Annotated in this window: 24 protein-coding genes; 8 read left to right on the top strand and 16 right to left on the bottom strand. The window is 68.8% G+C overall.

All coding sequences use genetic code 11. From position 1 onward, the window contains the following. The first annotated feature begins 135 nt into the window (after positions 1-135). The 7 genes from rplK to ACZ7G1_RS28370 all read left to right on the top strand — a co-directional run bounded on the left by rplK (position 136) and on the right by ACZ7G1_RS28370 (position 11,742). Complete coding sequence (gene rplK, locus ACZ7G1_RS28400) at positions 136-570, top strand: 50S ribosomal protein L11 (RefSeq protein ID WP_015035536.1); 435 nt, start codon at positions 136-138, stop codon at positions 568-570. A gap of 78 nt (positions 571-648) precedes the next feature. Further along, positions 649-1,377: a 50S ribosomal protein L1 gene (rplA, locus tag ACZ7G1_RS28395; protein ID WP_470876981.1), complete on the top strand. Its 729-nt coding sequence runs from the start codon at positions 649-651 to the stop codon at positions 1,375-1,377. A gap of 119 nt (positions 1,378-1,496) precedes the next feature. Next, positions 1,497-2,426 carry an SCO4651 family lipoprotein gene (locus ACZ7G1_RS28390; protein ID WP_470876983.1) on the top strand — a complete coding sequence of 310 codons (930 nt, stop codon included), beginning with the start codon at positions 1,497-1,499 and terminating at the stop codon, positions 2,424-2,426. A gap of 248 nt (positions 2,427-2,674) precedes the next feature. Continuing rightward, a complete protein-coding gene (gene rplJ, locus ACZ7G1_RS28385) occupies positions 2,675-3,205 on the top strand; it encodes a 50S ribosomal protein L10 (protein WP_041130745.1) in 531 nt (176 codons plus the stop codon). A gap of 112 nt (positions 3,206-3,317) precedes the next feature. Continuing rightward, on the top strand, positions 3,318-3,704 hold the full coding sequence (rplL, locus tag ACZ7G1_RS28380) for a 50S ribosomal protein L7/L12 (protein ID WP_470876986.1): 387 nt from the start codon (positions 3,318-3,320) through the stop codon (positions 3,702-3,704). Between the two features lie 546 nt (positions 3,705-4,250). Beyond that, the gene (gene rpoB, locus ACZ7G1_RS28375; protein WP_470876988.1) at positions 4,251-7,733 is read left to right on the top strand and encodes a DNA-directed RNA polymerase subunit beta; all 3,483 of its coding nucleotides are present in this window, start codon (positions 4,251-4,253) and stop codon (positions 7,731-7,733) included. Between the two features lie 100 nt (positions 7,734-7,833). Then, positions 7,834-11,742 (top strand): DNA-directed RNA polymerase subunit beta', encoded by a 3,909-nt coding sequence (locus ACZ7G1_RS28370; RefSeq protein WP_470876990.1) that lies wholly within the window; start codon positions 7,834-7,836, stop codon positions 11,740-11,742. A 70-nt stretch (positions 11,743-11,812) separates the two neighbouring features. On the opposite strand, the gene ACZ7G1_RS28365 is transcribed toward ACZ7G1_RS28370, so the two are convergent. The 14 genes from ACZ7G1_RS28365 to ACZ7G1_RS28300 form a co-directional block, all read right to left on the bottom strand. After that, positions 11,813-12,076 carry a hypothetical protein gene (locus ACZ7G1_RS28365; protein ID WP_470876992.1) on the bottom strand — a complete coding sequence of 88 codons (264 nt, stop codon included), beginning with the start codon at positions 12,074-12,076 and terminating at the stop codon, positions 11,813-11,815. Continuing rightward, positions 12,063-12,296 (bottom strand): hypothetical protein, encoded by a 234-nt coding sequence (locus tag ACZ7G1_RS28360; protein WP_470876994.1) that lies wholly within the window; start codon positions 12,294-12,296, stop codon positions 12,063-12,065. The genes ACZ7G1_RS28365 and ACZ7G1_RS28360 overlap by 14 nt, the downstream gene beginning before the upstream one ends. A 22-nt stretch (positions 12,297-12,318) precedes the next feature. After that, positions 12,319-13,230, bottom strand: coding sequence for a peptidoglycan-binding protein (locus ACZ7G1_RS28355; protein ID WP_470876996.1), 912 nt, complete (start codon positions 13,228-13,230; stop codon positions 12,319-12,321). A 63-nt stretch (positions 13,231-13,293) separates the two neighbouring features. Next, positions 13,294-13,692 carry an ATP-binding protein gene (locus tag ACZ7G1_RS28350; protein WP_470876998.1) on the bottom strand — a complete coding sequence of 133 codons (399 nt, stop codon included), beginning with the start codon at positions 13,690-13,692 and terminating at the stop codon, positions 13,294-13,296. 16 nt (positions 13,693-13,708) lie between these two features. After that, a complete protein-coding gene (locus ACZ7G1_RS28345; protein WP_470877000.1) occupies positions 13,709-14,302 on the bottom strand; it encodes a hypothetical protein in 594 nt (197 codons plus the stop codon). Continuing rightward, positions 14,302-15,408 (bottom strand): hypothetical protein, encoded by a 1,107-nt coding sequence (locus tag ACZ7G1_RS28340; protein ID WP_470877002.1) that lies wholly within the window; start codon positions 15,406-15,408, stop codon positions 14,302-14,304. Before ACZ7G1_RS28340 ends, ACZ7G1_RS28345 begins: the two co-directional genes overlap by 1 nt. Positions 15,409-15,420: 12 nt before the next feature. Then, positions 15,421-16,557, bottom strand: coding sequence for a hypothetical protein (locus tag ACZ7G1_RS28335; RefSeq protein WP_470877004.1), 1,137 nt, complete (start codon positions 16,555-16,557; stop codon positions 15,421-15,423). Between the two features lie 31 nt (positions 16,558-16,588). Next, complete coding sequence (locus tag ACZ7G1_RS28330; RefSeq protein WP_470877006.1) at positions 16,589-17,779, bottom strand: hypothetical protein; 1,191 nt, start codon at positions 17,777-17,779, stop codon at positions 16,589-16,591. 64 nt (positions 17,780-17,843) lie between these two features. Beyond that, entirely contained in the window at positions 17,844-19,040 is a 1,197-nt protein-coding gene (locus ACZ7G1_RS28325; protein ID WP_470877008.1) for a hypothetical protein, read from the bottom strand. Between the two features lie 119 nt (positions 19,041-19,159). Next, the gene (locus ACZ7G1_RS28320; RefSeq protein WP_470877010.1) at positions 19,160-20,083 is read right to left on the bottom strand and encodes a phage distal tail protein; all 924 of its coding nucleotides are present in this window, start codon (positions 20,081-20,083) and stop codon (positions 19,160-19,162) included. Positions 20,084-20,133: 50 nt separating this feature from the next. Then, entirely contained in the window at positions 20,134-21,387 is a 1,254-nt protein-coding gene (locus ACZ7G1_RS28315) for a phage tail family protein (RefSeq protein WP_470877012.1), read from the bottom strand. Then, complete coding sequence (locus ACZ7G1_RS28310; protein WP_470877014.1) at positions 21,384-22,595, bottom strand: phage tail protein; 1,212 nt, start codon at positions 22,593-22,595, stop codon at positions 21,384-21,386. Before ACZ7G1_RS28310 ends, ACZ7G1_RS28315 begins: the two co-directional genes overlap by 4 nt. Before the next feature lie 28 nt (positions 22,596-22,623). Beyond that, the gene (locus tag ACZ7G1_RS28305; protein WP_470877016.1) at positions 22,624-23,640 is read right to left on the bottom strand and encodes a hypothetical protein; all 1,017 of its coding nucleotides are present in this window, start codon (positions 23,638-23,640) and stop codon (positions 22,624-22,626) included. 92 nt (positions 23,641-23,732) lie between these two features. Further along, positions 23,733-23,945, bottom strand: coding sequence for a hypothetical protein (locus ACZ7G1_RS28300; RefSeq protein WP_470877018.1), 213 nt, complete (start codon positions 23,943-23,945; stop codon positions 23,733-23,735). 306 nt (positions 23,946-24,251) lie between these two features. Here ACZ7G1_RS28300 and ACZ7G1_RS28295 point away from each other — a divergent pair, with 306 nt between their 5' ends. Beyond that, positions 24,252-25,100 (top strand): hypothetical protein, encoded by an 849-nt coding sequence (locus ACZ7G1_RS28295; protein ID WP_470877020.1) that lies wholly within the window; start codon positions 24,252-24,254, stop codon positions 25,098-25,100. A gap of 27 nt (positions 25,101-25,127) precedes the next feature. Here the strand turns inward: ACZ7G1_RS28295 and ACZ7G1_RS28290 are convergent, their stop codons facing one another. Together ACZ7G1_RS28290 and ACZ7G1_RS28285 are read right to left on the bottom strand one after the other, a co-directional pair. Then, positions 25,128-25,439: a hypothetical protein gene (locus ACZ7G1_RS28290; protein WP_470877022.1), complete on the bottom strand. Its 312-nt coding sequence runs from the start codon at positions 25,437-25,439 to the stop codon at positions 25,128-25,130. Between the two features lie 113 nt (positions 25,440-25,552). After that, positions 25,553-25,843 carry a hypothetical protein gene (locus ACZ7G1_RS28285; RefSeq protein WP_470877024.1) on the bottom strand — a complete coding sequence of 97 codons (291 nt, stop codon included), beginning with the start codon at positions 25,841-25,843 and terminating at the stop codon, positions 25,553-25,555. Positions 25,844-25,995 lie beyond the last annotated feature (152 nt).

Here is a 25,995-nt window from a genome sequence, read left to right as displayed (position 1 = left end):
AGAGTGGCTGTCAAAGCCGCTCTGACCTGCTCGGTTTTTGGCCGCACGTCTATACCCGTTATCGTTGTGCGGTATGCCTGCATCCGGATGACCGGAAGGCGGGCTGAACACTCTCACTAGGACCCGGAGAGAGCAATGCCTCCCAAGAAGAAGAAGGTCACGGGGCTTATCAAGCTCCAGATCAACGCTGGTGCGGCCAACCCGGCCCCGCCGGTCGGCCCCGCGCTGGGTCAGCACGGCGTCAACATCATGGAGTTCTGCAAGGCCTACAACGCCGCGACCGAGTCGCAGCGTGGCATGGTCGTGCCGGTGGAGATCACGGTCTACGAGGACCGCACCTTCACCTTCATCACCAAGACTCCGCCGGCCGCCAAGCTGATCCTCAAGGCCGCGGGTGTGGACAAGGGCTCCGGCGAGCCGCACAAGACCAAGGTCGCCAAGCTCACGGCCGCCCAGGTCCGCGAGATCGCCACGGTCAAGCTCCCCGACCTCAACGCCAATGACCTGGACGCCGCGTCCAAGATCATCGCCGGCACCGCCCGTTCCATGGGCATCACGGTCGAGGGCTGATCACCCCCCTCGTGACCTCAGTGGTAGGGCCTGCGCGGCCCGCACCACGACTCCATACCTGAACAAACAGGAGAAGCAGTGAAGCGCAGCAAGGCTCTCCGCTCCGCGGACGCCAAGATCGACCGCGAGCGGCTCTACGCTCCCCTCGAGGCCGTCCGCCTCGCGAAGGAGACCGCCACCACGAAGTTCGACGGCACCGTCGAGGTCGCCTTCCGCCTGGGTGTCGACCCGCGCAAGGCCGACCAGATGGTCCGTGGCACCGTGAACCTCCCGCACGGCACCGGCAAGACCGCCCGGGTCCTGGTCTTCGCGACCGGTGAGCGTGCCGAGGCCGCGATCGCCGCGGGCGCCGACATCGTCGGCTCCGACGAGCTCATCGACGAGATCTCCAAGGGCAACCGCCTGAACGAGTTCGACGCCGTTGTGGCCACCCCGGACCTCATGGGCAAGGTCGGCCGCCTCGGCCGCGTCCTCGGCCCGCGTGGTCTCATGCCGAACCCCAAGGTCGGCACCGTCACCCCCGATGTCGCGAAGGCTGTCAACGACATCAAGGGCGGCAAGATCGAGTTCCGCGTCGACAAGCACTCGAACCTCCACTTCATCATCGGCAAGGTCTCCTTCGACGAGACCAAGCTGGTGGAGAACTACGCCGCGGCCCTGGAGGAGATCCTCCGTCTGAAGCCGTCCGCCGCGAAGGGCCGCTACATCAAGAAGGCCGCCCTCACGACGACGATGGGCCCCGGCATCCCGCTGGACTCCAACCGCACCCGCAACCTCCTCGTCGAGGAGGACCCGGCCGCGGTCTGAACCCCATCGGTTCACTGAGTGGTCAGCCGGCCCCCGTCTCTCCCCGGAGAGACGGGGGCCGGCTCTTTGTTACGGTTCAAGGGACCGTAAAGAGCTGGATCAAGGGGTGGGGAACACTCATGAGCAAGTCCGCATGGAAGCGCGCGGGCGTCGCCCTGACGGCCGTGGCCGTCGTGACGGGTGTCGCGGGCTGTCAGGACGGGGACGCGAAGGCCGGCGGGGAGAAGGCCGGCGCCAAGGCGAGCGCCGCGCCGCGGACGCAGACCCTCGGCGAGGCCACGAAGGTCATCCAGGCCGCGTACCAGAAGACCTCGGCGGCCAAGTCCGCCAAGATGAAGATGACCATGAGCATGAAGGGTGTCGGCGCGGAGTCCGGCACCATGGAGATGACCGGCGTCCAGGGCTGGGCCCCGGCGTCGATGGACATCACCATGAAGGGCTCCATGCTCGCCGCGGGCGACCCGGACGCGCCCGAGCAGATGCGCATGATCATGCTCGGCCAGGTCATGTACGTGGACATGGGTGCCAAGCAGGCCGCCGAGCTGGACGGCAAGCGCTGGATGAAGCTGGACATGAAGGCCGCCGCGGAGGCCTCCGGCGACAAGGCACTGCAGAAGCAGATGACCGGCGGCCTGGACAACATGAACCAGGACCCGGCGCAGCAGCTCGCCCTGCTCCTCGACTCCCCGGACCTGAAGCACGTCGGCTCCGAGAAGATCAACGGCATGGAGACCGAGCACTACAAGGGCACGCTCACCTTCGAGCAGATGCTCAAGGCCAACGAGTCCTCGAAGCTCCTCTCCAAGGAGGAGCACGACCAGCTCATCGCCAACGTGAAGAAGGCCGGCCTCAAGGGCTACGACACCGAGCTCTGGGTCACCTCCGACGGCTACCCGGCGCGCATGGACGTCGACATGACCATGGCCCAGGGCTCCATGTCCCTGCGGGCCGACTACAGCGACTACGGCACCGACATCGCCGTCAAGGCCCCGCCGGCCAAGGACACCGTCGACCTCTTCGAGATGCTGAAGGGCCTCGGCAAGGCCTGATTTGCCCCCGGCCGCCCCGGTCACGTACTCTTCCCCAGAAGCCAAAGACCGCTGGTCGTCGCTGTGCCCCATGGGCGCGGTGGCCGAAGGATTCGCTGAGATGCGAACGACCCGCGCAGGTGACTGTGGAAGAGTTCCCGGATCCTCGTGATCTGGTCGAGTTCAGCCCCGTGCGCCTGCGCCCGGGGCGTTTTGTTTTGTTCAGCCCCTTCCGTGCGGTCCCATCACCCGGAAGGAGGCCGACGCTCATGGCAAGGCCCGACAAGGCTGCCGCGGTAGCCGAGCTTGAGGACAAGTTCCGCAGCTCGAACGCCGTCGTGCTGACCTCGTACACGGGGCTCACCGTGGCGCAGCTGAAGACGCTGCGTCGTTCGCTCGGTGACAACGCCCAGTACGCCGTGGTGAAGAACACGCTGACCAAGATTGCGGCCAACCAGGCCGGGATCGCCGCGCTGGACGACCAGCTTGCTGGTTCGACCGCGGCCGCCTTCGTCACCGGTGACCCGGTGGAGTCGGCGAAGGCTCTGCGTGACTTCGCCAAGGAGAACCCGAACCTCGTCATCAAGGGCGGTGTCCTTGACGGCAAGGCGCTGTCCGCCGACGAGTTCAAGAAGCTTGCGGACCTCGAGTCCCGCGAGGTTCTGCTCAGCAAGCTGGCCGGCGCGTTCAAGGGCAAGCAGACTCAGGCTGCTCAGCTCTTCCAGGCGCTGCCGACGAAGCTCGTCCGCACCGTGGACGCGCTCCGTGCCAAGCAGGCCGAGCAGGGCGGTGCCGAGTAATTCGGCTCGCGCATTGATCCACGCCGCCTAGTGCGTGGGTCGTAGCGGGCCGTTACGCCCGCCTCTTCAGACACATCGGCACCTGCCGAATTTAGTGGAAGGATCGCCCATCATGGCGAAGCTCTCTCAGGAAGACCTCCTCGCCCAGTTCGAGGAGATGACCCTCATCGAGCTGTCCGAGTTCGTGACGGCCTTCGAGGACAAGTTCGACGTCAAGGCTGCCGCGGCCGTCGCCGTTGCCGCTGCCCCGGCTGGTGGCGGCGACGCTGCCGGTGCGGCCGAGGAGCAGGACGAGTTCGACGTCATCCTCGAGGGTGCCGGCGACAAGAAGATCCAGGTCATCAAGGTCGTGCGCGAGCTCACCTCCCTGGGCCTCAAGGAGGCCAAGGACCTCGTCGACGGCACCCCGAAGCCGGTCCTCGAGAAGGTCGCGAAGGAGGCCGCTGACAAGGCCGCCGAGGCCCTCAAGGCCGCCGGTGCCTCCGTCACGGTCAAGTAAGACCGTTTCGGCTCACTGAGCTGACTCACGCCCCCGTGTAACGCGGGAGCAGCGAAAGGCGATCACCCTTCTGGGTGGTCGCCTTTCGGCGTTCCCGGGGAAGGGCGTGGCGGGGTCCGTGAGGGCCGCCGGAAGCGGAGTATGGTGATCTTCGCCGTGCGCCCCGCAGACCGGGGGCCTTGACGAACCGCACGCAGCGCGCAATTCTCAGGACGCGTCGTCACAACGATCCGTATCCGAGGCATGGATCGACGACTGAACGGGCAGTATCGAGGTGCGCCGCACGGCGCGAGTAGCGCGGAGTTGAGAGCAACGAGGGTCGCGAAGAACTCGCCCTGGACATCAGTGAGCCAAGTGGCTACACTGACCCTTTGCGCTGCCTGTTAGCTGCCCCCTGCCCGTCACCAGGGGCATACCTTCGCATCCGCTTCGTCGACAGACCCCGTCTGACCTGGCCTTTTAGCCATTTCAGGAAATGTCCGCCGTGAAGCGCTGCTGGGGACCGGTACGCGCGTAGTGAGTCCGAGCCCTCGGAAGGACCCCCTCTTGGCCGCCTCGCGCAACGCCTCGACCAATACGAACAACGGCGCAAGCACCGCCCCGCTGCGCATCTCCTTTGCAAAGATCAAGGAGCCCCTCGAGGTTCCGAACCTCCTCGCGCTGCAGACCGAGAGCTTTGACTGGCTGCTCGGCAACGCCGCCTGGAAGGCTCGCGTCGAGGCTGCCCTTGAGTCGGGACAGGACGTCCCCACGAAGTCCGGTCTGGAAGAGATCTTCGAGGAGATCTCGCCGATCGAGGACTTCTCCGGGTCGATGTCGCTGACCTTCCGCGACCACCGCTTCGAGCCGCCGAAGAACTCGATCGACGAGTGCAAGGACCGTGACTTCACGTACGGCGCCCCGCTCTTCGTCACCGCCGAGTTCACGAACAACGAGACCGGCGAGATCAAGTCCCAGACGGTCTTCATGGGCGACTTCCCGCTCATGACCAACAAGGGCACCTTCGTCATCAACGGCACCGAGCGTGTCGTCGTGTCGCAGCTCGTCCGGTCGCCCGGTGTCTACTTCGACTCCTCGATCGACAAGACGTCCGACAAGGACATCTTCTCCGCCAAGATCATCCCGTCCCGGGGTGCCTGGCTGGAGATGGAGATCGACAAGCGCGACCTGGTCGGTGTCCGCATCGACCGCAAGCGCAAGCAGTCCGTCACCGTTCTCCTCAAGGCTCTCGGTTGGACCACCGAGCAGATCCTGCAGGAGTTCGGCGAGTACGAGTCCATGCGCGCCACCCTGGAGAAGGACCACACCCAGGGCCAGGACGACGCGCTGCTCGACATCTACCGCAAGCTGCGTCCGGGCGAGCCGCCGACCCGTGAGGCCGCTCAGACGCTGCTCGAGAACCTCTACTTCAACCCGAAGCGCTACGACCTCGCGAAGGTCGGCCGCTACAAGGTGAACAAGAAGCTCGGCGCGGACGAGCCGCTGGACGCCGGCGTGCTCACCACCGACGACGTCATCGCCACCATCAAGTACCTGGTCAAGCTCCACGCGGGCGAGACCGAGACGGTCGGCGAGAACGGCAACGAGATCGTCGTCGAGACCGACGACATCGACCACTTCGGCAACCGTCGTCTGCGCAACGTCGGCGAGCTCATCCAGAACCAGGTCCGCACGGGTCTGGCGCGTATGGAGCGAGTCGTCCGCGAGCGCATGACCACGCAGGACGTCGAGGCGATCACCCCGCAGACCCTGATCAACATCCGCCCCGTGGTGGCGTCGATCAAGGAGTTCTTCGGAACGTCGCAGCTGTCGCAGTTCATGGACCAGAACAACCCGCTCTCCGGGCTGACGCACAAGCGTCGTCTGTCCGCGCTGGGCCCGGGTGGTCTGTCCCGTGAGCGGGCCGGCTTCGAGGTCCGAGACGTGCACCCGTCCCACTACGGACGCATGTGCCCGATCGAGACCCCCGAAGGCCCGAACATCGGTCTGATCGGTTCGCTCGCCTCGTACGGCCGCGTCAACGCGTTCGGCTTCATCGAGACGCCGTACCGCAAGGTCGTCGACGGCCAGGTCACCGACGAGGTCGACTACGTCACCGCCGACGAGGAAGACCGCTTCGTCATCGCGCAGGCCAACGCCGCGCTCAACGACGACATGCAGCTCACCGAGAACCGCGTTCTGGTGCGTAAGCGTGGCGGCGAGGTCGACTACGTCCTCCCGGCCGAGGTCGACTACATGGACGTCTCGCCGCGCCAGATGGTGTCGGTCGCGACCGCCATGATCCCGTTCCTCGAGCACGACGACGCCAACCGTGCCCTCATGGGCGCGAACATGATGCGTCAGGCGGTGCCGCTGATTAAGTCGGAGGCCCCGCTCGTCGGCACCGGCATGGAGTACCGCTGCGCCACCGACGCCGGCGACGTGCTCAAGGCCGAGAAGGACGGTGTCGTCCAGGAGCTGTCGGCCGACTACATCACGGTCGCCAACGACGACGGCACGTACATCACGTACCGCCTGCACAAGTTCTCCCGCTCCAACCAGGGCACCTCTGTGAACCAGAAGGTCGTCGTGGACGAGGGCGACCGCGTCATCGAGGGCCAGGTCCTCGCCGACGGTCCCGCCACCGAAGACGGCGAGATGGCGCTCGGCAAGAACCTGCTCGTCGCGTTCATGCCGTGGGAGGGCCACAACTACGAGGACGCGATCATCCTGTCGCAGCGCCTCGTGCAGGACGACGTCCTCTCCTCGATCCACATCGAGGAGCACGAGGTCGACGCCCGTGACACCAAGCTCGGCCCGGAGGAGATCACCCGGGACATCCCGAACGTCTCCGAGGAGGTCCTCGCGGACCTCGACGAGCGCGGCATCATCCGCATCGGTGCCGAGGTCGTCGCCGGCGACATCCTGGTCGGCAAGGTCACGCCCAAGGGTGAGACCGAGCTGACCCCGGAGGAGCGCCTGCTCCGCGCGATCTTCGGTGAGAAGGCGCGTGAGGTCCGTGACACCTCGCTGAAGGTGCCCCACGGCGAGATCGGCAAGATCATCGGCGTGCGCGTCTTCGACCGCGAGGAGGGCGACGAGCTTCCCCCGGGCGTGAACCAGCTGGTCCGCGTCTACGTCGCCCAGAAGCGCAAGATCACCGATGGTGACAAGCTCGCCGGCCGTCACGGCAACAAGGGTGTCATCTCCAAGATTCTTCCGATCGAGGACATGCCCTTCCTCGAGGACGGCACCCCGGTCGACATCATCCTCAACCCGCTGGGTGTCCCGTCCCGAATGAACCCGGGACAGGTCCTGGAGATCCACCTCGGCTGGCTCGCCAGCCGCGGCTGGGACGTCTCCGGCCTCGCGGACGAGTGGGCGCAGCGCCTCCAGGCGATCGGCGCCGACCAGGTCGCCCCCGGCACCAACGTCGCGACCCCGGTCTTCGACGGTGCGCGTGAGGACGAGCTCGCGGGTCTGCTCCAGCACACCATCCCGAACCGCGACGGCGAGCGCATGGTGCTCCCGACCGGTAAGGCGAGGCTGTTCGACGGCCGCTCCGGCGAGCCGTTCCCGGACCCGATCTCCGTCGGGTACATGTACATCCTCAAGCTGCACCACCTGGTCGACGACAAGCTGCACGCGCGTTCGACCGGTCCGTACTCGATGATCACCCAGCAGCCGCTGGGTGGTAAGGCCCAGTTCGGTGGCCAGCGCTTCGGTGAGATGGAGGTGTGGGCGCTGGAGGCATACGGCGCCGCGTACGCCCTCCAGGAGCTGCTGACGATCAAGTCCGACGACGTGACCGGCCGCGTGAAGGTCTACGAGGCCATCGTCAAGGGCGAGAACATCCCTGAGCCCGGCATCCCCGAGTCCTTCAAGGTGCTCATCAAGGAGATGCAGTCCCTGTGCCTCAACGTGGAGGTGCTGTCCTCGGACGGCATGTCCATCGAGATGCGCGACACCGACGAGGACGTCTTCCGCGCAGCGGAGGAGCTCGGCATCGACCTGTCCCGGCGCGAGCCGAGCAGCGTCGAAGAGGTCTGACGGGAGTCCGGCAGGGGGACCAGTGATGGTCCCCCCGCCGGCCCCAGGACCCCCGTATCAGACCCCACAGCCTTACAACCCTGAGAGGGATTGACGCATAGTGCTCGACGTCAACTTCTTCGACGAGCTCCGGATCGGTCTGGCCACCGCTGACGACATCCGTCAGTGGAGCCACGGCGAGGTCAAGAAGCCGGAGACCATCAACTACCGCACGCTCAAGCCCGAGAAGGACGGACTCTTCTGCGAGAAGATCTTCGGTCCGACCCGGGACTGGGAGTGCTACTGCGGCAAGTACAAGCGCGTCCGCTTCAAGGGCATCATCTGTGAGCGGTGTGGCGTCGAGGTCACCCGCGCCAAGGTGCGCCGTGAGCGGATGGGCCACATCGAGCTGGCCGCCCCCGTCACCCACATCTGGTACTTCAAGGGCGTCCCGTCGCGCCTTGGCTACCTGCTCGACCTCGCCCCGAAGGACCTCGAGAAGGTCATCTACTTCGCGGCGTACATGATCACGTACGTCGACGACGAGCGCCGTACGCGTGACCTGCCCTCCCTGGAGGCGCACGTCTCCGTCGAGCGCCAGCAGATCGAGAACCGTCGCGACTCCGACCTGGAGGCCCGCGCCAAGAAGCTCGAGAACGACCTCGGCGAGCTCGAGGCCGAGGGCGCCAAGGCCGACGTGCGCCGCAAGGTGCGCGAGGGTGCCGAGCGCGAGATGAAGCAGCTGCGCGACCGCGCGCAGCGCGAGATCGACCGTCTGGACGAGGTCTGGTCGCGCTTCAAGAACCTCAAGGTCCAGGACCTGGAGGGCGACGAGCTCCTCTACCGCGAGCTGCGTGACCGCTTCGGCACGTACTTCGACGGCTCGATGGGTGCCGCGGCGCTGCAGAAGCGCCTGGAGTCCTTCGACCTGGAGGAGGAGGCCGAGCGCCTCCGCGAGATCATCCGTACCGGCAAGGGCCAGAAGAAGACCCGTGCGCTCAAGCGCCTCAAGGTCGTCTCCGCGTTCCTGCAGACCGCGAACAGCCCCAAGGGCATGGTTCTCGACTGCGTCCCGGTCATCCCGCCGGACCTTCGTCCGATGGTGCAGCTGGACGGTGGCCGCTTCGCGACCTCCGACCTGAACGACCTGTACCGCCGTGTGATCAACCGCAACAACCGTCTGAAGCGTCTGCTCGACCTCGGTGCCCCCGAGATCATCGTGAACAACGAGAAGCGGATGCTCCAGGAGGCGGTCGACGCCCTCTTCGACAACGGCCGTCGTGGTCGCCCGGTCACGGGCCCCGGCAACCGTCCGCTGAAGTCCCTCAGCGACATGCTGAAGGGTAAGCAGGGTCGTTTCCGTCAGAACCTGCTCGGCAAGCGTGTGGACTACTCCGCGCGTTCCGTCATCGTCGTCGGTCCGCAGCTGAAGCTGCACCAGTGTGGTCTGCCTAAGGCCATGGCGCTGGAGCTCTTCAAGCCGTTCGTGATGAAGCGCCTGGTCGACCTGAACCACGCGCAGAACATCAAGAGCGCCAAGCGGATGGTCGAGCGCGGCCGCACGGTCGTGTACGACGTCCTCGAAGAGGTCATCGCCGAGCACCCGGTTCTGCTGAACCGTGCGCCCACGCTGCACCGCCTCGGCATCCAGGCCTTCGAGCCGCAGCTGGTCGAGGGCAAGGCCATCCAGATCCACCCGCTCGTCTGCACCGCGTTCAACGCGGACTTCGACGGTGACCAGATGGCCGTCCACCTGCCGCTCTCCGCGGAGGCGCAGGCCGAGGCCCGCATCCTGATGCTGTCCTCGAACAACATCCTGAAGCCGGCCGACGGCCGTCCGGTCACGATGCCGACCCAGGACATGGTCCTCGGTCTGTTCTTCCTGACCACCGACGGCGAGCTCCGTGACACCAAGGGCGAGGGCCGCGCGTTCGGCTCCACGGCCGAGGCGATCATGGCGTTCGACGCCGGCGAGCTCGCGCTCCAGTCGGAGATCGAGATCCGCTTCCCCGTCGGCACCGTCGCTCCGCGTGGCTGGGTTCCCCCGGTCGCGGAGGAGGGTGACGAGCACGCGGCCGAGTGGCAGCAGGGCGACTCGTTCCGTCTGCGGACGACCCTGGGCCGCGCGCTCTTCAACGAGCTGCTGCCCGAGGACTACCCGTTCGTCGACTACTCCGTCGGCAAGAAGCAGCTCTCCGAGATCGTCAACGACCTCGCCGAGCGCTACCCCAAGGTCATCGTGGCGGCGACGCTCGACAACCTGAAGGCGGCCGGCTTCTACTGGGCGACCCGCTCCGGCGTCACCGTGGCCATCTCCGACGTCGTCGTTCCCGAGGCGAAGAAGGAGATCGTCAAGGGCTACGAGGCGCAGGACGAGAAGGTCCAGAAGCAGTACGAGCGCGGTCTGATCACCAAGGAAGAGCGCACGCAGGAGCTCATCGCGATCTGGACCAAGGCGACCAACGAGGTCGCCGAGGCGATGAACGCGAACTTCCCGCGGACGAACCCCATCTTCATGATGGTTGACTCGGGTGCCCGAGGAAACATGATGCAGATGCGTCAGATCGCCGGTATGCGTGGTCTGGTGTCCAACGCCAAGAACGAGACGATCCCGCGTCCCATCAAGGCGTCGTTCCGCGAGGGCCTCACCGTCCTCGAGTACTTCATCTCCACGCACGGTGCCCGTAAGGGTCTCGCCGACACCGCCCTGCGTACCGCCGACTCGGGTTACCTGACCCGTCGTCTGGTGGACGTCTCGCAGGACGTCATCATCCGCGAGGAGGACTGTGGCACCGAGCGCGGTCTGAAGCTGCGGATCGCGGCGAAGGACGAGACCGGTGTCCTGCGCAAGACGGACGACGTCGAGACCTCCGTGTACGCGCGGATGCTCGCCGAGGACGTCGTCGTCGACGGCAAGGTCATCGCGCCGGCCAACGTCGACCTGGGTGACGTGCTCATCGACGCCCTGGTCAACGCGGGCGTCGAGGAGGTCAAGACCCGCTCGGTCCTGACCTGTGAGTCCGCCGTCGGTACCTGTGCGTTCTGCTACGGCCGTTCGCTCGCCACCGGCAAGCTGGTCGACATCGGTGAGGCGGTCGGCATCATCGCCGCCCAGTCCATCGGTGAGCCCGGTACCCAGCTGACGATGCGTACCTTCCACACCGGTGGTGTGGCCGGTGACGACATCACCCAGGGTCTGCCGCGTGTCGTCGAGCTCTTCGAGGCGCGTCAGCCCAAGGGTGTCGCCCCGATCTCGGAGGCGGCCGGCCGCGTCCGTATCGAGGAGACCGAGAAGACCAAGAAGATCGTCGTCACCCCGGACGACGGCAGCGACGAGACGGCGTTCCCGATCTCGAAGCGTGCCCGTCTGCTGGTGGGCGAGGGCGACCACGTCGAGGTGGGCCAGAAGCTCACCGTGGGTGCCACCAACCCGCACGACGTGCTCCGGATCCTCGGTCAGCGCGCGGTCCAGGTCCACCTGGTCGGCGAAGTCCAGAAGGTCTACAACTCGCAGGGCGTGTCGATCCACGACAAGCACATCGAGATCATCATCCGGCAGATGCTGCGCCGCGTGACGATCATCGAGTCCGGCGACGCGGAGCTCCTGCCGGGCGAGCTGGTCGAGCGGTCGAAGTTCGAGACCGAGAACCGTCGTGTGGTCACCGAGGGCGGTCACCCCGCCTCCGGCCGTCCGCAGCTGATGGGTATCACCAAGGCCTCGCTCGCCACCGAGTCGTGGCTGTCGGCGGCGTCCTTCCAGGAGACGACCCGAGTCCTGACGGATGCGGCGATCAACGCCAAGTCCGACAGCCTCATCGGCCTCAAGGAGAACGTCATCATCGGTAAGCTCATCCCGGCCGGTACGGGTCTGTCCCGCTACCGCAACATCCGGGTCGAGCCGACCGAGGAGGCCAAGGCCGCGATGTACTCGGCCGTCGGCTACGACGACATCGACTACTCGCCGTTCGGCTCGGGCTCCGGCCAGGCCGTTCCGCTGGAGGACTACGACTACGGTCCGTACAACCAGTAAGAAGTAGCGAGACCGAAGGGCGGTCACCCCGTGAGGGGTGGCCGCCCTTCGGCGTTCCTCCGGTACGGGATCAGCGCGCGGCCAGTTCCCAGACCGCGACGAGCACGCCGGCGCTCGCGGTCAGCGCGGCGATGCTGGCCAGCGGCCAGCGGGCGCGTTCCAGGGAGTCGAGGCGGGCCTCGTGGTCGGCGAGCTGCTTGTCGGTCTGGTCGCTGCGCTGCACGAGCAGCGCGAGGGAGCCGTCGACGCGGGCGAAGCCGGCCTCCAGGGTGCCGCGCAGCCGTTCCAGTTCGAGGGCGACGGCGACCGGGTCGTTCGGGTCAGACTCGGTCATCGGCACCGCCCGGGGTGCTGCGCAGCCAGGACGGCAGCAGGCTCTGGACCAGGTCGAGGGCCATCACGCGGGCCAGTCCGCCGGCGACGGCCAGGGCCCCCGCGACCCAGGGGAGGGTCGCGGGGATGCCGGAGGCGTCGACGATGGCGGGCAGGACGACGGCGATGCCGACGGCGGACTGGAGGACGGTGCGGGCCGTGCGCTTTGCGGCATCGGACATCGGTGTGCTCCTTGGGGGGTGGTTACTTCGTGTACGGGACCTTGAGCGCGTTCCAGGAGGCGGCGCCGGGTATGCCGTCGGCGGCGGTGCCGCGGAAGCCGAGCTTGTGCTGCCACTTCGCGTAGCTGAGCCGGTCGGCCTCGCCCCAGCGGGGGCTGGGGCCGACGGTGTACGCGGAGCAGCCCTCGGCGACGAGGCGGCGGCCCATGGCCGTGATGACCGGGGAGCTCGTCTCCTTGCGGAAGAACGAGGCGCCCGGGAACGGCTGGTAGCGGGGGGCGGCCGGCTTGCCGGCGGCGGGGGCGTCCTTGGCGGGCGCCTTGCCGAGCCGGGTCTGCACCCGGTCGCGCATCGTCGGCATCCCGAAGCCCTTGGGGTCGCTCTTCCAGTCGGACCACTCCAGGTGGCCGATGACGGACTTGGCGCCCCACTCGTGGGCCCGGCACAGGGCGGCGGAGACCCGTTCGATGGCGTCGAGCTGGGCGGCCGGCCAGGGGTCGGTGCCGTTGCCGAGGTTGACGCACTCGAAGCCGTAGAAGCGGGCGTTGCCGTCGACGGCGTTGGCGCTGCCCTGGTGCTCGCGCGGGGCGGGCGGCCGGTCGCCGTACGCCTCGGTGACGACGGCCCGGAGGACCGAGGGGTCGCCGCCGCCGGCGTGGTTGGCGCGGCCGGAGGCGACCAGATGGACGCTGCCGTCCTTGGCGATCACACCGTGGCAGAGCGGTCCGGGCAGCCCGTCGTAGCCGTTGTAGCAGAGCTCGACGGAGGAGGCGGTGCCGCTGGAGACGGTGTGGTGGATCATGACGCCGACCACCGGTCCCCAGGAGCCGGCCTGGTTGCGGTTGTGGGTGCGCCAGCCGGGATGTTCGACGACGTTGACGCCTTCGGCGCGGAGCGCGGCGAGGAACCGGTCCGCGGACAGGGGAGTGGCCATCTGGTGTCCTCCGGGCATGAGAAAAGCCCGCACTCGGGCGGGCGTTCGGGTGGGGCGGGCGGGTTACGGGAGGGGCTCGGGCTCCGGGACCGGCTGCTGCGCGGCCGGGTCCCAGGCGGCGCAGAGGGCCGCGTAGTTCGCGCGGCGGGTCTCGAAGTCGGCGAGCGCGGCGGCGACGGCCCGCTGGACGGCGGTCGCGTCGGGCACGGCGGGGACGCCGTCCCTGGCCTGGACGACGGCCACGCCGTAGCCGCGCAGGGTGGCGTCACCCGTGCCCGGCTTGGAGAACTCCGCGGTGATGTTCACCTGCGGGTACTCGCCGGTGAACGGGTCGCGCTCCAGGGTGTAGCCGAGCCCGTTGTCGAAGATGCGGACGGTGATGGTGTGGCCGTGCTCGGTGACGGTGGCGCGGCCGGCGTAGTCGATGGCCACGCCCCAGGGCTGGGTGGGGTCGATGTTCATGGGGTGCTCCTGGAGGTCAGGTCTGGGTGCCGTACATGCAGACGGGCTGGGCGTACACCGTGCCGGAGGCGCTGGTGACCTGGGCGTGGATCTCGACGGTCATGACCTTGCCGAACTTGCTCGGCAGGTCGACCGGGAGGAGACCCGTGTAGTCGAACGACTGTCCGGCGTTCACGATCGGGCCGAACTGCTGGCCGTCGACCATGACCTTCACCTGGCCGGCCGCGCCGCTGGACGCCTTCGTCACCATCGCGAGCCGCATCTTGGGCTGCCAGACCGGGTTAAAGGACTGGGCGATGGGGGTGAAGGCCGCCGTGTTCGTGGTGGACGGCCACTTCGCCACGTTCACGTGGTCCACCGGCGGCATCAGCTGGAGCCACGGCCTGGCGAGGCCGCCGGTGGCGATGTCGTCCGCGAAGATCTCGTGGTTGTAGCCGTCGAAGACCCGCAGGATCGGCTTGGTGAGCGGCGCGGCCTGGGCCGGCGGCTGGGGCGGGACGGGCCGGATCTCGTTGAGCGGAGGACGGGTGTTGACCGCTGTGGACAGGACCTGGATCCGGCGCTCCATCTGGACCAGCCGGTCGATGATGTTCTCGGGCAGCAGGGCCATCAGCGCTCCAGGAGTGCGAGGTCGGCGGTGTCGGGGCGGCCTCGCTCGGCCGGCCGGACCTTGACTCCGACGATGCGGAAACGGGCGTCGAGGCCCGTCGGGTGCCATTCGTCGGTGATGCGGATGCGGGCGGTGCGCCCGAGGAGAGTCGGCGGGACGATCCCGTCGAGCCGGACGCTGATCTCGGGGATCTGCACGGAGCCCCACGGAGTGTCGACCTCGGTCTGGGCGAGCGCGTTCAGCGTGGCCTTGTCGCTGATCTCGTTGTGGTCCGAGGACAGGTCGATCTGGGGCCAGATGTCCGGCAGCGGCGTCAGGGGCTGCTTGATGTCGGACAGCGTCGGCCGGGACTCGGTGCCCGCGTTGCCGTTGGTCGAGGCGCCGCGGGCCAGGGCGTGGGTCCCGCCGCGGGTGGCGTCGTCCGGGATGGAGTACGACAGGATCGAGCCGGGCCGGTCGAAGAGCACGTCGGTGGCGCCGGTGCGGATGGGCGCGCCGAGCTTGAGCCGGCGGACCCGGTTGCCGCTGTCCGGGCTGCGGTAGACCTGGATCTGGTACTCCAGGCCCTGGGCGCCGAGCTGGTCGAGGGCTTCCTGGTAGGCGGTCTCGTCGCCGTACCGCCAGGAGGCGGTCCGCAGGATGCCGGACACGTCGTCCGGGTCGCCGACGTCGATCTTGCTGGCGCCCATGCCGTCCGACAGGCTGCTCCACAGCTTGCGGGCGATGGTGAACTGTTCGGTCGGCTGGCTGAAGACGGTCTCGAAGTCGTTCGTACGGATGCGGCGGCGGGCCGCGTACGAGTCGAAGGTGGAGGCCTGGATGCCCAGGGTCAGCACGCCCCGGCCGCTGGACTGCAGGTTGGTGGTCCAGATGATGCCGCCCCACCACAGGTCTCCGCCGCGTTCCAGGTAGACGGTGGTGCGGCCGGGCTTGATGCGGTGGGCCCGCTCGGCGATGGTGCGGTCGGGGATGGGGACGGTGCCGGACAGGGAGCCGGCCCGGCCGATGTAGTCCTCGAACGACACGTCCCTCAACGGCAGGATGTCGAGGGTCGTGTCGGTCCAGAGGTCGCAGAAGATGGCCCGGTAGGGCGTGTCGATTGCCATGGGACAGCCCCCTTACAGGACGTAGGTCGCGGCGATGCGCACGGTCCGGCCGTTGACGAGAGCGCCGTTGGACGACCAGGTGCGCAGGTTGACCTGGCCGCTGGTCGAGATGTAGGCACCGCCGTTGCCGAAGCCGTCGCAGGCGGAGGTCTCGTAGTCGAAGGCCGGGCGCCATCCGGTGGGCAGGGTGCACAGCGGCTCGTCGGTGATGTTGCCGGCGCTGTCGGCGTTGATGGTGGGGCCGTTGCGGGTGACCGTGACCAGGACGGTCGCGATGCCCCGGGTGCGGCGGGCGGAGAAGGCGACGACCGTCCAGCCGGTCAGCGCGGTGGCGGCGCTGGTGGCGGTCTCCACCTCCACCGGCGGCTGGTAGTTGGCCCAGGCGCTGCCGGTCCAGCGCTGGAGGACGCCGTAGTTGTCGCGGTACTGGCCCGCGTAGGTGCCGGTCGAGACCGTGCCGCTGGGGGCGACACCGCCGATCTCCTTCGGGTACGCGACCCAGCCGAGGCCGTCCCAGCGCTGGAGGAAGTGGGCGTTGTCGTTGTCCTGGTACTGGCCCGGGTAGGAGCCGGGGACACCGGCGTTGTTGTAGACGGGCAGGATGCCGCCGACGCCGACCAGGGTGGTGCGCAGGTCGGTCGAGGCGCCGCCGGTCCAGTCGATGCCGCCGGTGCCGGCCGACGCGCCGGCCTTCACCTTGACGGAGAAGAGCGGGAGGGAGAGCGGGGGAGCGGCCGGGGCCTCCGGCTGTGCCTTCGGCTGTCCCTTGACGATCTCCAGGGCGGCCTCGCTGCGGGTGAGGCTGTCGAACTCGTCGTCGTACACGCGCAGGACGACGAGGTCGACGCGCGGGTTGAGCGCGTCGCCGTCGGCGAAGGTGATGACGGTGTCCGCGTCGAGGGTGACGGGGTAGGCGCCCTGGTTGCTCGGGCCCTGGATGACGGCCCGGCCGGCGTACACGGTCGCCGTCATCGGGCCGCTGGTGCTCATCCAGAGGCCGCCGACCCGGAACTTGCCGTCGACCGTGCCGGGCAGGATGCCGGAGCGCGAGGCGAGCGGGTTGACCGGGGTGGTGGCGCCGTGGGCGGTGAGGCGGGTGGTGACACGGGTCTGGCCGGTCGGCGGGAGCCAGCCGCTGCGCAGTGCCATGGTGTTCTCCTGTCGGGTGGTGGTGGCGGGACTACGGCAGCGGGTCGACCTTGATGAACGTGTTGTCGAAGCCGGCCTTGAGGGTGAGGGTGTTCGCGATGACCCGGAAGAAGGCCGTGAGCGTGTACGTCTGACCCGCGATCAGGTTGGAGTAACGCCGGGTGTTGGCCAGCGAGAGCATGTTCTGGCAGGCGCCGATCACCGCGTAGTCGTCCTCGAGGTCGTTGACGACCGTCGCGCCCTGGGTGAGCTTGAGCGCCATGTACGCGTAGTGGTCGTTGCTCGTCGACCGCATCTTGGCGCCGAAGCTGACCGCGACGGCCCGCGACGGCGGGGCGACGAAGCTGACCGTGAGCGGGTTCGTGGTGCGGCCCGCGAGCGTCGAGGTGTAGGTGGTCGAGGTGGTGTCGCCGTAGTCGCCGTTGTCGACGAAGGCGCCGACCGCCACGGCCGGGAGCCACGCCGAACCGTTCCAGCGCTGGAGCTGGCCGGCCGCCGTGTCGCGGTACTGACCGGTGTAGCTCGCGGGCGTGGCGGAGGCGGTGTTCGGGATGATGCCGCCGAGCGCCGCCGGGTACGCGACCCACTTGCCGCCGTCCCAGCGCTGGAGGGAGTTGGCCGCGTCCTGGTACTGGCCCGGGTAGGCGCCGTTGCCGCTGACGCCCTCGGCCGGGTTGATGCCGCCGAGCGCGACGACCGTGCTGCGCAGGTCCTTGAGCGCGGTGTTCCACGGGATGCCGCCGTTGCCCGCGCTGGCGCCGGCCGGGACCGTCACCTCGTACAGCGGCAGGCAGCGGGCCGGGATCTGCGGGACCTTCGGTGCCTGCTCCGGGGTGCCCTGGATGATCTCCAGCTTCGCCTCGGTCTTCGTCGAGGTGTCGTAGAGCGAGTCGTAGATCTTCAGGGCGATGACGTCGATGCGGGGGTACTGGGCGTTGCCCGGCGTGAAGGTGACGTTCTCGGAGGTGGGCAGGGTCACCGGGTAGGCGCCCTGGGAGATGTCGCCCTGGATGACGGCCCGGCCTTCGGAGACGGTGGCGGTCATGGCGCCGGCGCCGAAGGTCCAGAAGCCGGCCAGCCGGAAGGCGCCGTCGTACGAGCCGGGCAGGATGCCGGAGCGGACCTGGACGGGGTTCTGCAGGGTGGTGACGCCGGTCTGGGTGAGGCGGGTGTCCTCGCGGGTCTGGCCGGTCTCGGCGACCCAGCTGCTGCGCAGGTTCATGGGGTTTCTCCGTTCGAGGGGTCGAGGCGGGGGAGGGGCGGGTTCGGGGGGCGGTCCGGCGGGGTCAGGACCTGATCCACTCGGCCGAGAGGTTGCAGGAGTAGCCGCCGCCGCCGAGGGTCCGTACCGCGGTGGGGTTGGACTGGTACGCGGAGAGCTGGACCGTGGTGCCGGCGACGAGCTTGATGAGGCCCTGGCCGCCGACGACGACGGGCCCGCCGCCCGCGGGCGTCAGCCAGGTCATCCGGGGGACGCCGACGCCGCCGACGACGACCCGGGTGCCGCGCATGCCCTCGAAGGAGTCGCTGCTCCAGGCGGTGTGGCCGGAGACGCGCCACCAGCCGGTGCGGGGCACGGTGAAGGTGTCGGTGCCGTTCCAGCCGGTGAAGTCGTCGATGTCGACGGTCTGCAGGACGACCGGGGTCCAGACGGCGAACGGGATGGACTGGTACGCCGTCTGCGAGGCGCTGAACAGGATCGTCGCCTTGCCCTCGGCGTACTGCCAGGCGTTGCCGTCCCAGCGCTGGAGCACGCCCGCGTTGTCGCGGAACTGGCCGGTGTACGAACCGGTCGTCACCGTGCCGTGCGGCGCGATGCCGCCGATCGCCTTGGGGTACGAGACCCAGTTGCCCGTGCCGCTGGCGTCCCAGCGCTGCAGCAGTCCGGCGGTGTCCCGGTACTGGCCGGTGTAGGCGCCCTTGAAGCCGCTGGTGGGCATGATCCCGCCGAGCGCCACGACCGACCAGTGCTGGGTGGTGACCTGGGTCGTCCAGTTGACGCCGCCGGTGCCGGCCGAGGTGCCCTTCGGGACCCTGATCGTGTAGAGCGGGAGAGTGCTGCCGGCGCCGCTCGCGGGGGCGACGGGGTTGGCCGCGGGGGTGCCCTTGACCAGCCGCACCACGGCCTCGGTGGTGCCGCCCTGGTCGTAGGAGCCGTCCACGACGGCCAGTTCGATCAGGTCGATCCGGTCGTACTGCGCGTCGCCGTCCCCGAGGGTGAAGCTCTCCGGGGCGGTGACGGCCACGAGGTAGGAGCCCTGGGCGGTGTCCTTGCCCTGGAGGATCGCGCGGCCGGTGCCGATGGAGCACTGCATGGGCGTGCTGCCGGTCAGCACGAAGCCGCCGGGGACGATGCCCGACCGCGAGCGCAGCGGGGTCTCCTCGGGGCTCTGGCCACTGGGGGTGAGCAGGGCGGCGAGGGTCAGACGGGTGTCCTCGCGGGTCTGGCCGGTGGACTGGAGCCAAGCGGCGCGTACGGTCATGGGGTCACCTCTCCGGAAGGGGGCGGGTCGGTCGGGGTGGAGGAACGGCCCGGGGCCGGCGGAGACCACGCCGTGGCGTGCTCTCCGCCGGCCCCGGGGGGACGGTCACCGTGGCGCGGTCACCATTCGGCGCTGCGCCAGCGCACCGTCATCAGGGAGGCGGCGGTGCCCTCCTCGGGCCGGAAGGACAGGTCGGTCCGGCCGGGTTCCAGGACGAACAGCTCCTCCGGGGTGGAGTCGGCCATCGCGGTGTGCAGGCGGGCGGCCGAGTTGTTGAGCATGACCGTGCCCGCGCGGGTGTCGACGGTGAGCTCGTCGCCGTCGGCCAGGTCGATCGCGTACCGCAGGCGGCGCCTGGTGACGCGCTCGGTGACGGACGGCATGGAGCAGGGGCCGCGGAAGACGATCACCGGGTGGCAGGGGGCCGAACCGGTGTTGTCGATGACGACGTCACCGGTGCTGGTCGCCGTGCCCCAGCCGAGCGGCCAGGTCAGCGGCCAGGTGAGGCCCGACTCCGGCTGCGGGGGCGTGGTCGAGACGCTCTGCTCGACGACGCCGTAGCGGCGGGGGTCGGTGGCCAGCCACTGCACGGACATGCGGGAGCTGCCCTGGGTGGCGAAGCCCTGGTCGGCGGGGACGACGCGCTGGGCGATCCGGGCGCGTACGGCGAGCAGTTCGCCGTGCAGCCGGACGGTGAGCCAGCGCTCCTCGTCGAGCAGGGCGAACGCCTGCCGCAGCGCGCGGACGGCGCCGGCCGTGCCGCTGAACTCCGGCATCAGCACGATCGTGCCGCCGACCTTGCGCGGCTTGGCGAAGCGGGCGCCCGGCCAGGCGCCGTGCGAGGTCGGCCGGTCGGCGTCGGAGGAGTCGTACTCGGGCAGGTCCTCCCAGCCCGTCAGGCCGGACTTGTCGACGGCGAAGGGGGTGCCGGGACCGATCAGGAGCCCGGCCCACTGCATCTGCCCGTCCTGGGTGATCAGCGAGCCGGGCGCGAGGTCGGCGGTGTAGGGGTTTCCGGCGTACGGGGTCGTGGTCTCGGCCATGGGGCCGTCACCTCACTTGGGATGGGGTCAGCGGTGGGCGGACGCGCGCGTCAGCGGGCGGCGGTGGCGAGGAACAGCAGGTCCTCGGCGGTCGACCGGGGGCTCGCGCCGGGCTCCTCGTGGAAGTCCCGGATGTGGTGCGGCCGGGGGGCCGGCTCGGTGAGCGCCGGGACGCGACGGTTCTCCAGCTGGGAGAGCGAGTCGATGCGGTAGTCGTCCGCGCTTCCGGGGGAGACGATGCCGCCCTCGGCGAGCATCGGGATCTTGTCGAGCTCGATGCCGAACTTCTTGCCGGTGAGCGGGATCTCGAAGCTGAGCTTGTTGAGCCCGTCGATGATCCAGTTGACGAAGGCGATGAGACCGTTGATCGGTCCCTTCACGACGCCGATGACCGCGCTCAGACCGCCCTTGACCAGGTCGCCGATGCCCCGCAGGGCGTTGCTCACGGCGTCCTTCGCGGTCCGGAAGAAGCCGGGGATCTTGTCGGTGATCCAGTCGGAGACCGGTTTGACGGCGGTCTTGATGCCGCCGATGGTCCGGGACGCGATGCCGCGCAGCGCGTTCGAGGCCGAGGACACGGCGGAACCGATCTTCGAGATCCCGCCGATCACCGACCCGACGATGCCGATCCCGGTCTTGAACACGGTCAGATACGCCTTGGCGTAGGTGCCGATGGCCTTGCCGAGGGCCTCCATGAACGGCTGGATGAACTTCCAGACCGCCTGGAAGCCCTTCAGCGCCTGCTGCATGACCTGCTTGATGATCCGCTGGCCGGTCTCGGAGTTGACCGCCAGTTCGATCAGGTACGCCGCGATGGGCACGATCAGGCCGACGACGAAGCCCAGCGGGTTGGCCCGCATGGCGACGTTGACGCCCGTCATGGCGATCGAGGCGATGGTCATCACGGTGCCGAAGGTGTCCATCAGGCCGGAGATGACGTCCGTGATGGGCAGCAGCGGCAGCAGGATGCCGAGGATCATGCCGGCGCCGGTGCCGATCTTCCCGGCGGCCCTGCGGGCCTTGCCGGCGGCGTCGCCGATCCGCTTGACCCTGGTGGGCGCGGTGGAGCGCTTGATCTTGGTGACGGCGGTGGCGGCGCCGGAGGCGTTCGAGCCGAGGGTGCGGAGGGAGGCGCCGGAGTTCTTGGCCGTGGCGGCCAGGCTGCCGATGCCGCTCGCCGCCCGCTGGACGTCCGACCGCAGGTTCCTCAGTGCGCGGCCCCCGTCGCCGAGCCCCCGCCGCAGACTGCCCATCGGCCCGATGGCGACTTGGAACCTGGGCATGGCGACGAGCGCGGCACTCATGCGCGGGCTCCTCGCGCCTTCACGAGGTACATGAGCGCGTCGGCGGTCGAGTGCGGGTCACTGCCCCGGGCCGCGTGGTAGTGCTCGATGTGCAGTCCGGGCCCGCCGGAGCCGCCCTGGGGGCCGATCTGGCCGGTGCGGGCGCGGCGGGCGGTGAGGGCGAGCAGCCGGTCCAGCTTGGACAGCGGCAGGACGGCCTCGGCCTCGCCGGCCTCGGCGAGGATCGCCGGGACACCGCCGTGGCGGGGCATGACGACACCACCGGTGGCGAGCATCGGGATGGTCGGCAGGTTGACGCCGAAGGTCTTGCCGCCGACGACCGGGACCCAGCCGGGGACGCTGACCTTGACGCGGTTGAGGCTGCCGATCATCGAGTTGATGAGGCCGATGACGGCGTTGATCGGGCCCTTCACACCGCTCTTGATGCCGTCGAACGCCCGGGACGCGATGTCCTTGAGGCCGTTCCAGATGGACGACATCTTGTCCTTGACCGCGCTGAACGCGTTCGGGATCGCGGACTTGATCCAGTTCACCACCGGGGTGATGACGGCCTTGATGCCGTTCCAGACGGTGCTGATGACCTTCTTGATCGCGTTCATCACCGTGGTGATGACGGTCTTCCAGATCTTGACGTACGTCTTGATGACCGTGGCGACGGCCTTCACGACGGTGGAGATGGCCTTCTTGATGCCGTTCCAGACCGTCTTGATCAGGTTTCCGGCCTGCTTCATGATCGGGCCGATGGCCTTCATGACCGTGCTGATCACGGACTTGATGACGCCGAACGCCTTCTTCATGACGTTCTGCATCGTCTTCGAGCGCATCGCCATCTCGACGATCGTCTCGATGAGCGGCATGAAGAGTTCGAGCAGCCGGACCAGGAAGTTGCCCTTCATGGACTTGTTGAGCTTGTCCTGGCCCTTCGCGGCCTTGCCGGCGCCGGACTCGTACTTGCCGAGCTTCCCGCCGGCCGACTGCGCCGTGTCGCCGGCCTTCTTCATCGCCCGCTCGGCCTGCTCCGAGGCCGTCTTCAGGTTCTTGAGCTGCGTCCCGGAGCCCTGGGCGGCGGTCTTCAGGTTCTTGAGCTGACCGTTCGCCGCCTTCCCGGCGTCGCCGACCTTCTTGACCGAGGTGCCTGCGCCGGACGCCTGGGTCTTGAGGTTGCCGAGGGCGGTGGACGCGTTCTTGAGGTTTCTTACGAGAGACATGGGTTACCTCCTTTCGGGGTGAGTGGGATCAGGCGGGGTTCATCTGGGTGTTGAGCTCGCGGACGGCGTCCGCGAACCCGCGCATGTGCCTGGTCAGGGTGGTGGTGTGCTCGGCGAGTTCCCCCGCCTTCTGGGCGGCGGGGCCCAGGACCGCGGCCGTGGGGACCTTGTCCGGGTCGAAGTCCTTCATGGCGAGCTTGAGCTTGCCGATGGCCTTCGCGAACGCCGTGGTCTTCTTGGGGTCGGAGTAGGTCACCCCTTCGTTGATCTTGCCCAGGGCCTTGGCGACGAGCGGCGTCTGCGTCGGATCGACGGCCTCGCCGAGCTTCTTGACCGCATCGGCGATCTTCGTGGCCTTCCCCAGGCTCGGCATGCCGCGCAGGTTGCGCTTGAAGTCCGGCGCGTGGTTGTTGAACTTCTGCAGTTCGGGGTTCAGGTTGGTGAGCTGTCCGCGCAGGGCGTCGAAGTTGGCGTCCGCGGGGATGGCGGCCATGCCGCCACCGGCGGCTCTCTCGTTCTCTTGGACATCCGCGAGCCTCTGGCGGCGAGGCAGGATTTTTCCTTCCTGCCTCGCGTAGATCGTGTCGGTGAATGTCGCCCACTTCTGGCCGAGGAGGTTGAAGAAGGCACCTTGGATCTTCCGCTGGGTGTCCTTGAGACCCAGCGCCACGGCGAGGAGGAACGCGGGAACGGCCAGGCCGATGAAGGCCGAGATCGCGTAGACGGGCCACCAGACGCTGTCCTCGTGGAACTTCTCGACGGCGGAGGCGAAGCCTTCCAGGCCCATGGCCTCCATCCACTCCGTCTTCTTCGCCTTGGTGAGCTCGTCGTACATCGACTTGAACCGCTCGGTGAACTGCTCCGGCAGGGCCTGCTTCAGGAGCGCCTCGGTGAGGACCTTGGGATCCTCGCCGATGAGGGACTGCTTGAGTTCGGAGATGGGGCGAGGCTTCTCCTTCCCGTTCTCCGCCGCCGGCTTGACTTTGACGATGGCTTCCTTGAGGTCGGCGATCTCCTTGGAGAGCTCCGGGATTGTTTCTGCCATGAGTTGCTCCGCTTCCGGCCCGTGAGGGCCAAGCGCCGAAAAGCCCCTGCCGGTGATGGCAAGGGCTCGTTCGTGCGGGGGCAGCCGGGGCGCTAGGCGTCCTGCTCGCGGCGGGGGGCGCGGCGCGTCGTCGCGAGGGCGTCGTTCCAGCCGGCGGTGTAGGCGAGGGTCTCGTAGCGGGAGACCTCGGCGTACAGCGTGCCGAGCAACGCTCTCTTGTCGAGGGCGACGGGTCCGTCGAGGAGCTGGCGGAGGCGGTCCTGGAGCGGGATGTGCGGTCGCGATGCCTCGGCCTGCTGAGTCATGGACGCCTGCCTTCCGGTTGCTTGCCCGTGCGTGTGTGGCGGCGCCGCGGAGTGAGGAGCGGGGGCACCACGTGTTCGAACTTCTGTGCGAACAGAGTGTGGAACATCTGTTCGATGTTTGTCGAGCGGGAAACGCCTGACGGTGTGTCTTCTTGCGCGTTTTTCGAACGCATTGGCAGCTGAAACGGCCGTGAGTTCGACCGGGTAACCTGGGAGCCGCATACCCCGGACCGGACCACTACGGGGGACGCGAGGGGCGCGAGGGGCGCGCGGGGACCCCAGGGGGCTGGAAGGCAGCACTGACGCATGGATACGGAGCCGGGCGCAGGTCGCCGGGAGCGGGTCGTCGACTGGCTTGCCACCCACCCCGACCTGCCCCACCTCTTCGCGTACCTCTCGGAGCTCGTCCACGTCTCCGGGTACGCCCCCGAGGAACTCGTCGTGATCCCCAGGACCGAGGTCGACCGCCGCGAGACGACCGCCTTCACGTCCGGCTGGGCCGAGGCCGTTTCGGACGAACTGCCGCGCATCCGCAGGGAGTACGAGAAGCGCGTCGCCGACGCCTACGCGCAGGGGCAGGGTGACGCGCGTGGAATCCGCCGCCCCCAGCGCCGTACCGACGCGGGTCAGGAAGGCGGCGCCCGGGTCATCGCGCTGCCCTTCGCCCGGCTCCTGGAACCGCCCGCGGCCGTCGTCGAGGCCGAGGAGCGGGTCCGCAGGGAACGCGAGCTGTTCGAACAGCGGACCGAGAGCGAGATGAACCCGGAACCGGCGGCCGATTCCGAGCGGCGCCCCGCGCCCCGGCAGCGGACCGCCGCCGGGCAGCGGTCCGAGCCCGAACCCGACCACCAGAAGGAGCTCGAACCCGAGGCGGAACCGGACGTCCTCGTGACCGCCCAGGAGAGCAGGTCCCGCCGGAACGCCCGGCCGGTGCGGAAGGTCGTGCGCGGCAAGGGCGGCCGGCCGATCGTCCCGCCGCTGGCCGGAGTGCCGGTCCAGACCGGCCCGTCCGCCGACCGGCGCGAGGCCGACCCGGGCGAGCAGGACGCGCGCGCGAGCAGGAGGCGGCGGCTGTCCGACCGGGCCAGGGCCCTGGAGAAGGACATGACCGCCGAACGGGCACGGGAAGAAGCGCCCCCGGAGCCCACTCCCTGACGGGACGGGGCTCCGGGGGCCGCGGGGTCACCCGAAGAAGCGGGCGATGGCCTGGGGGGACACGGCCTCGCCCTCCTGGGCCGACGGGCTCTGCCCGTCCTGGTCCGCCCGCTCTCCGTCCTCGTCCTCGGCGGAGTTGCCCGGACGGGGAACGGGGGTCGGTGCTTCCGGCGGGTCGGAGTCCTCGCCCTGGTTGACGCAGGCGAACATCCAGTTCGACATGGCCAGATGGTCCACCGTGGCCGCCAGCAGATGGTCGGTGATCGACCACTCGGCGGCCTCGCCGTGCAGGTCGCGCTGGACGGCGCTGTCCCGCGGCAGGTGCTTGATCAGCACCATGAGGCGACGGGTGGAGAGCTCACCGCGGTGCCAGTCGAGGAGGTCGACCCCGTAATAGCGGATGAAGTCCGCCTCAAGGGCCTCGGCGTGTTCGTCGACGAACTCGACGAGGCTCAGTCTTCCCCCAGGCCGAGCCCGGTCTCCTTGCCGTAGGCCTCCAGGATGGCGGCGATGTCCTGCATGGTGACGTCGTGCTGTTCGAAGCGGGAGAACTGTTCCTCACCCATCAGGAGTGCGAGCAGCCCGTCCACGTCGTTGTCGTCGAGCTTGCGCAGCGCCTTGGCGGTGGCGCGGCTGAGCTCGGTCGGAAGGGTGTAGGTCTCGCCGTCCAGCTCGAAGGACCACTTGCGGCCGTGGGCCTCCTGTCGCTGGGCGCGGGCGGCGTTGACGTCGAAACGGGCCATGGTGATGCGTACTCCTTGTTCGGATGTGTGAAGAGGAGAGGGGTGGGGGGGGGGGGGGGGGGGGGGGGGGGGGGGCGGGGGGGGGGGGGGGGGGGGGGGGGGGGGGGGGGGGGGGGGTGTGGGGGGGGGGGGGGGGGAGGGATGGTGTAGCC

It is taken from the genome of Streptomyces sp. NPDC037273, assembly GCF_055603625.1.
The sequence above is the reverse complement of the archived record's forward strand: the minus strand, read 5'-3'. Positions and strand labels throughout refer to the sequence as shown.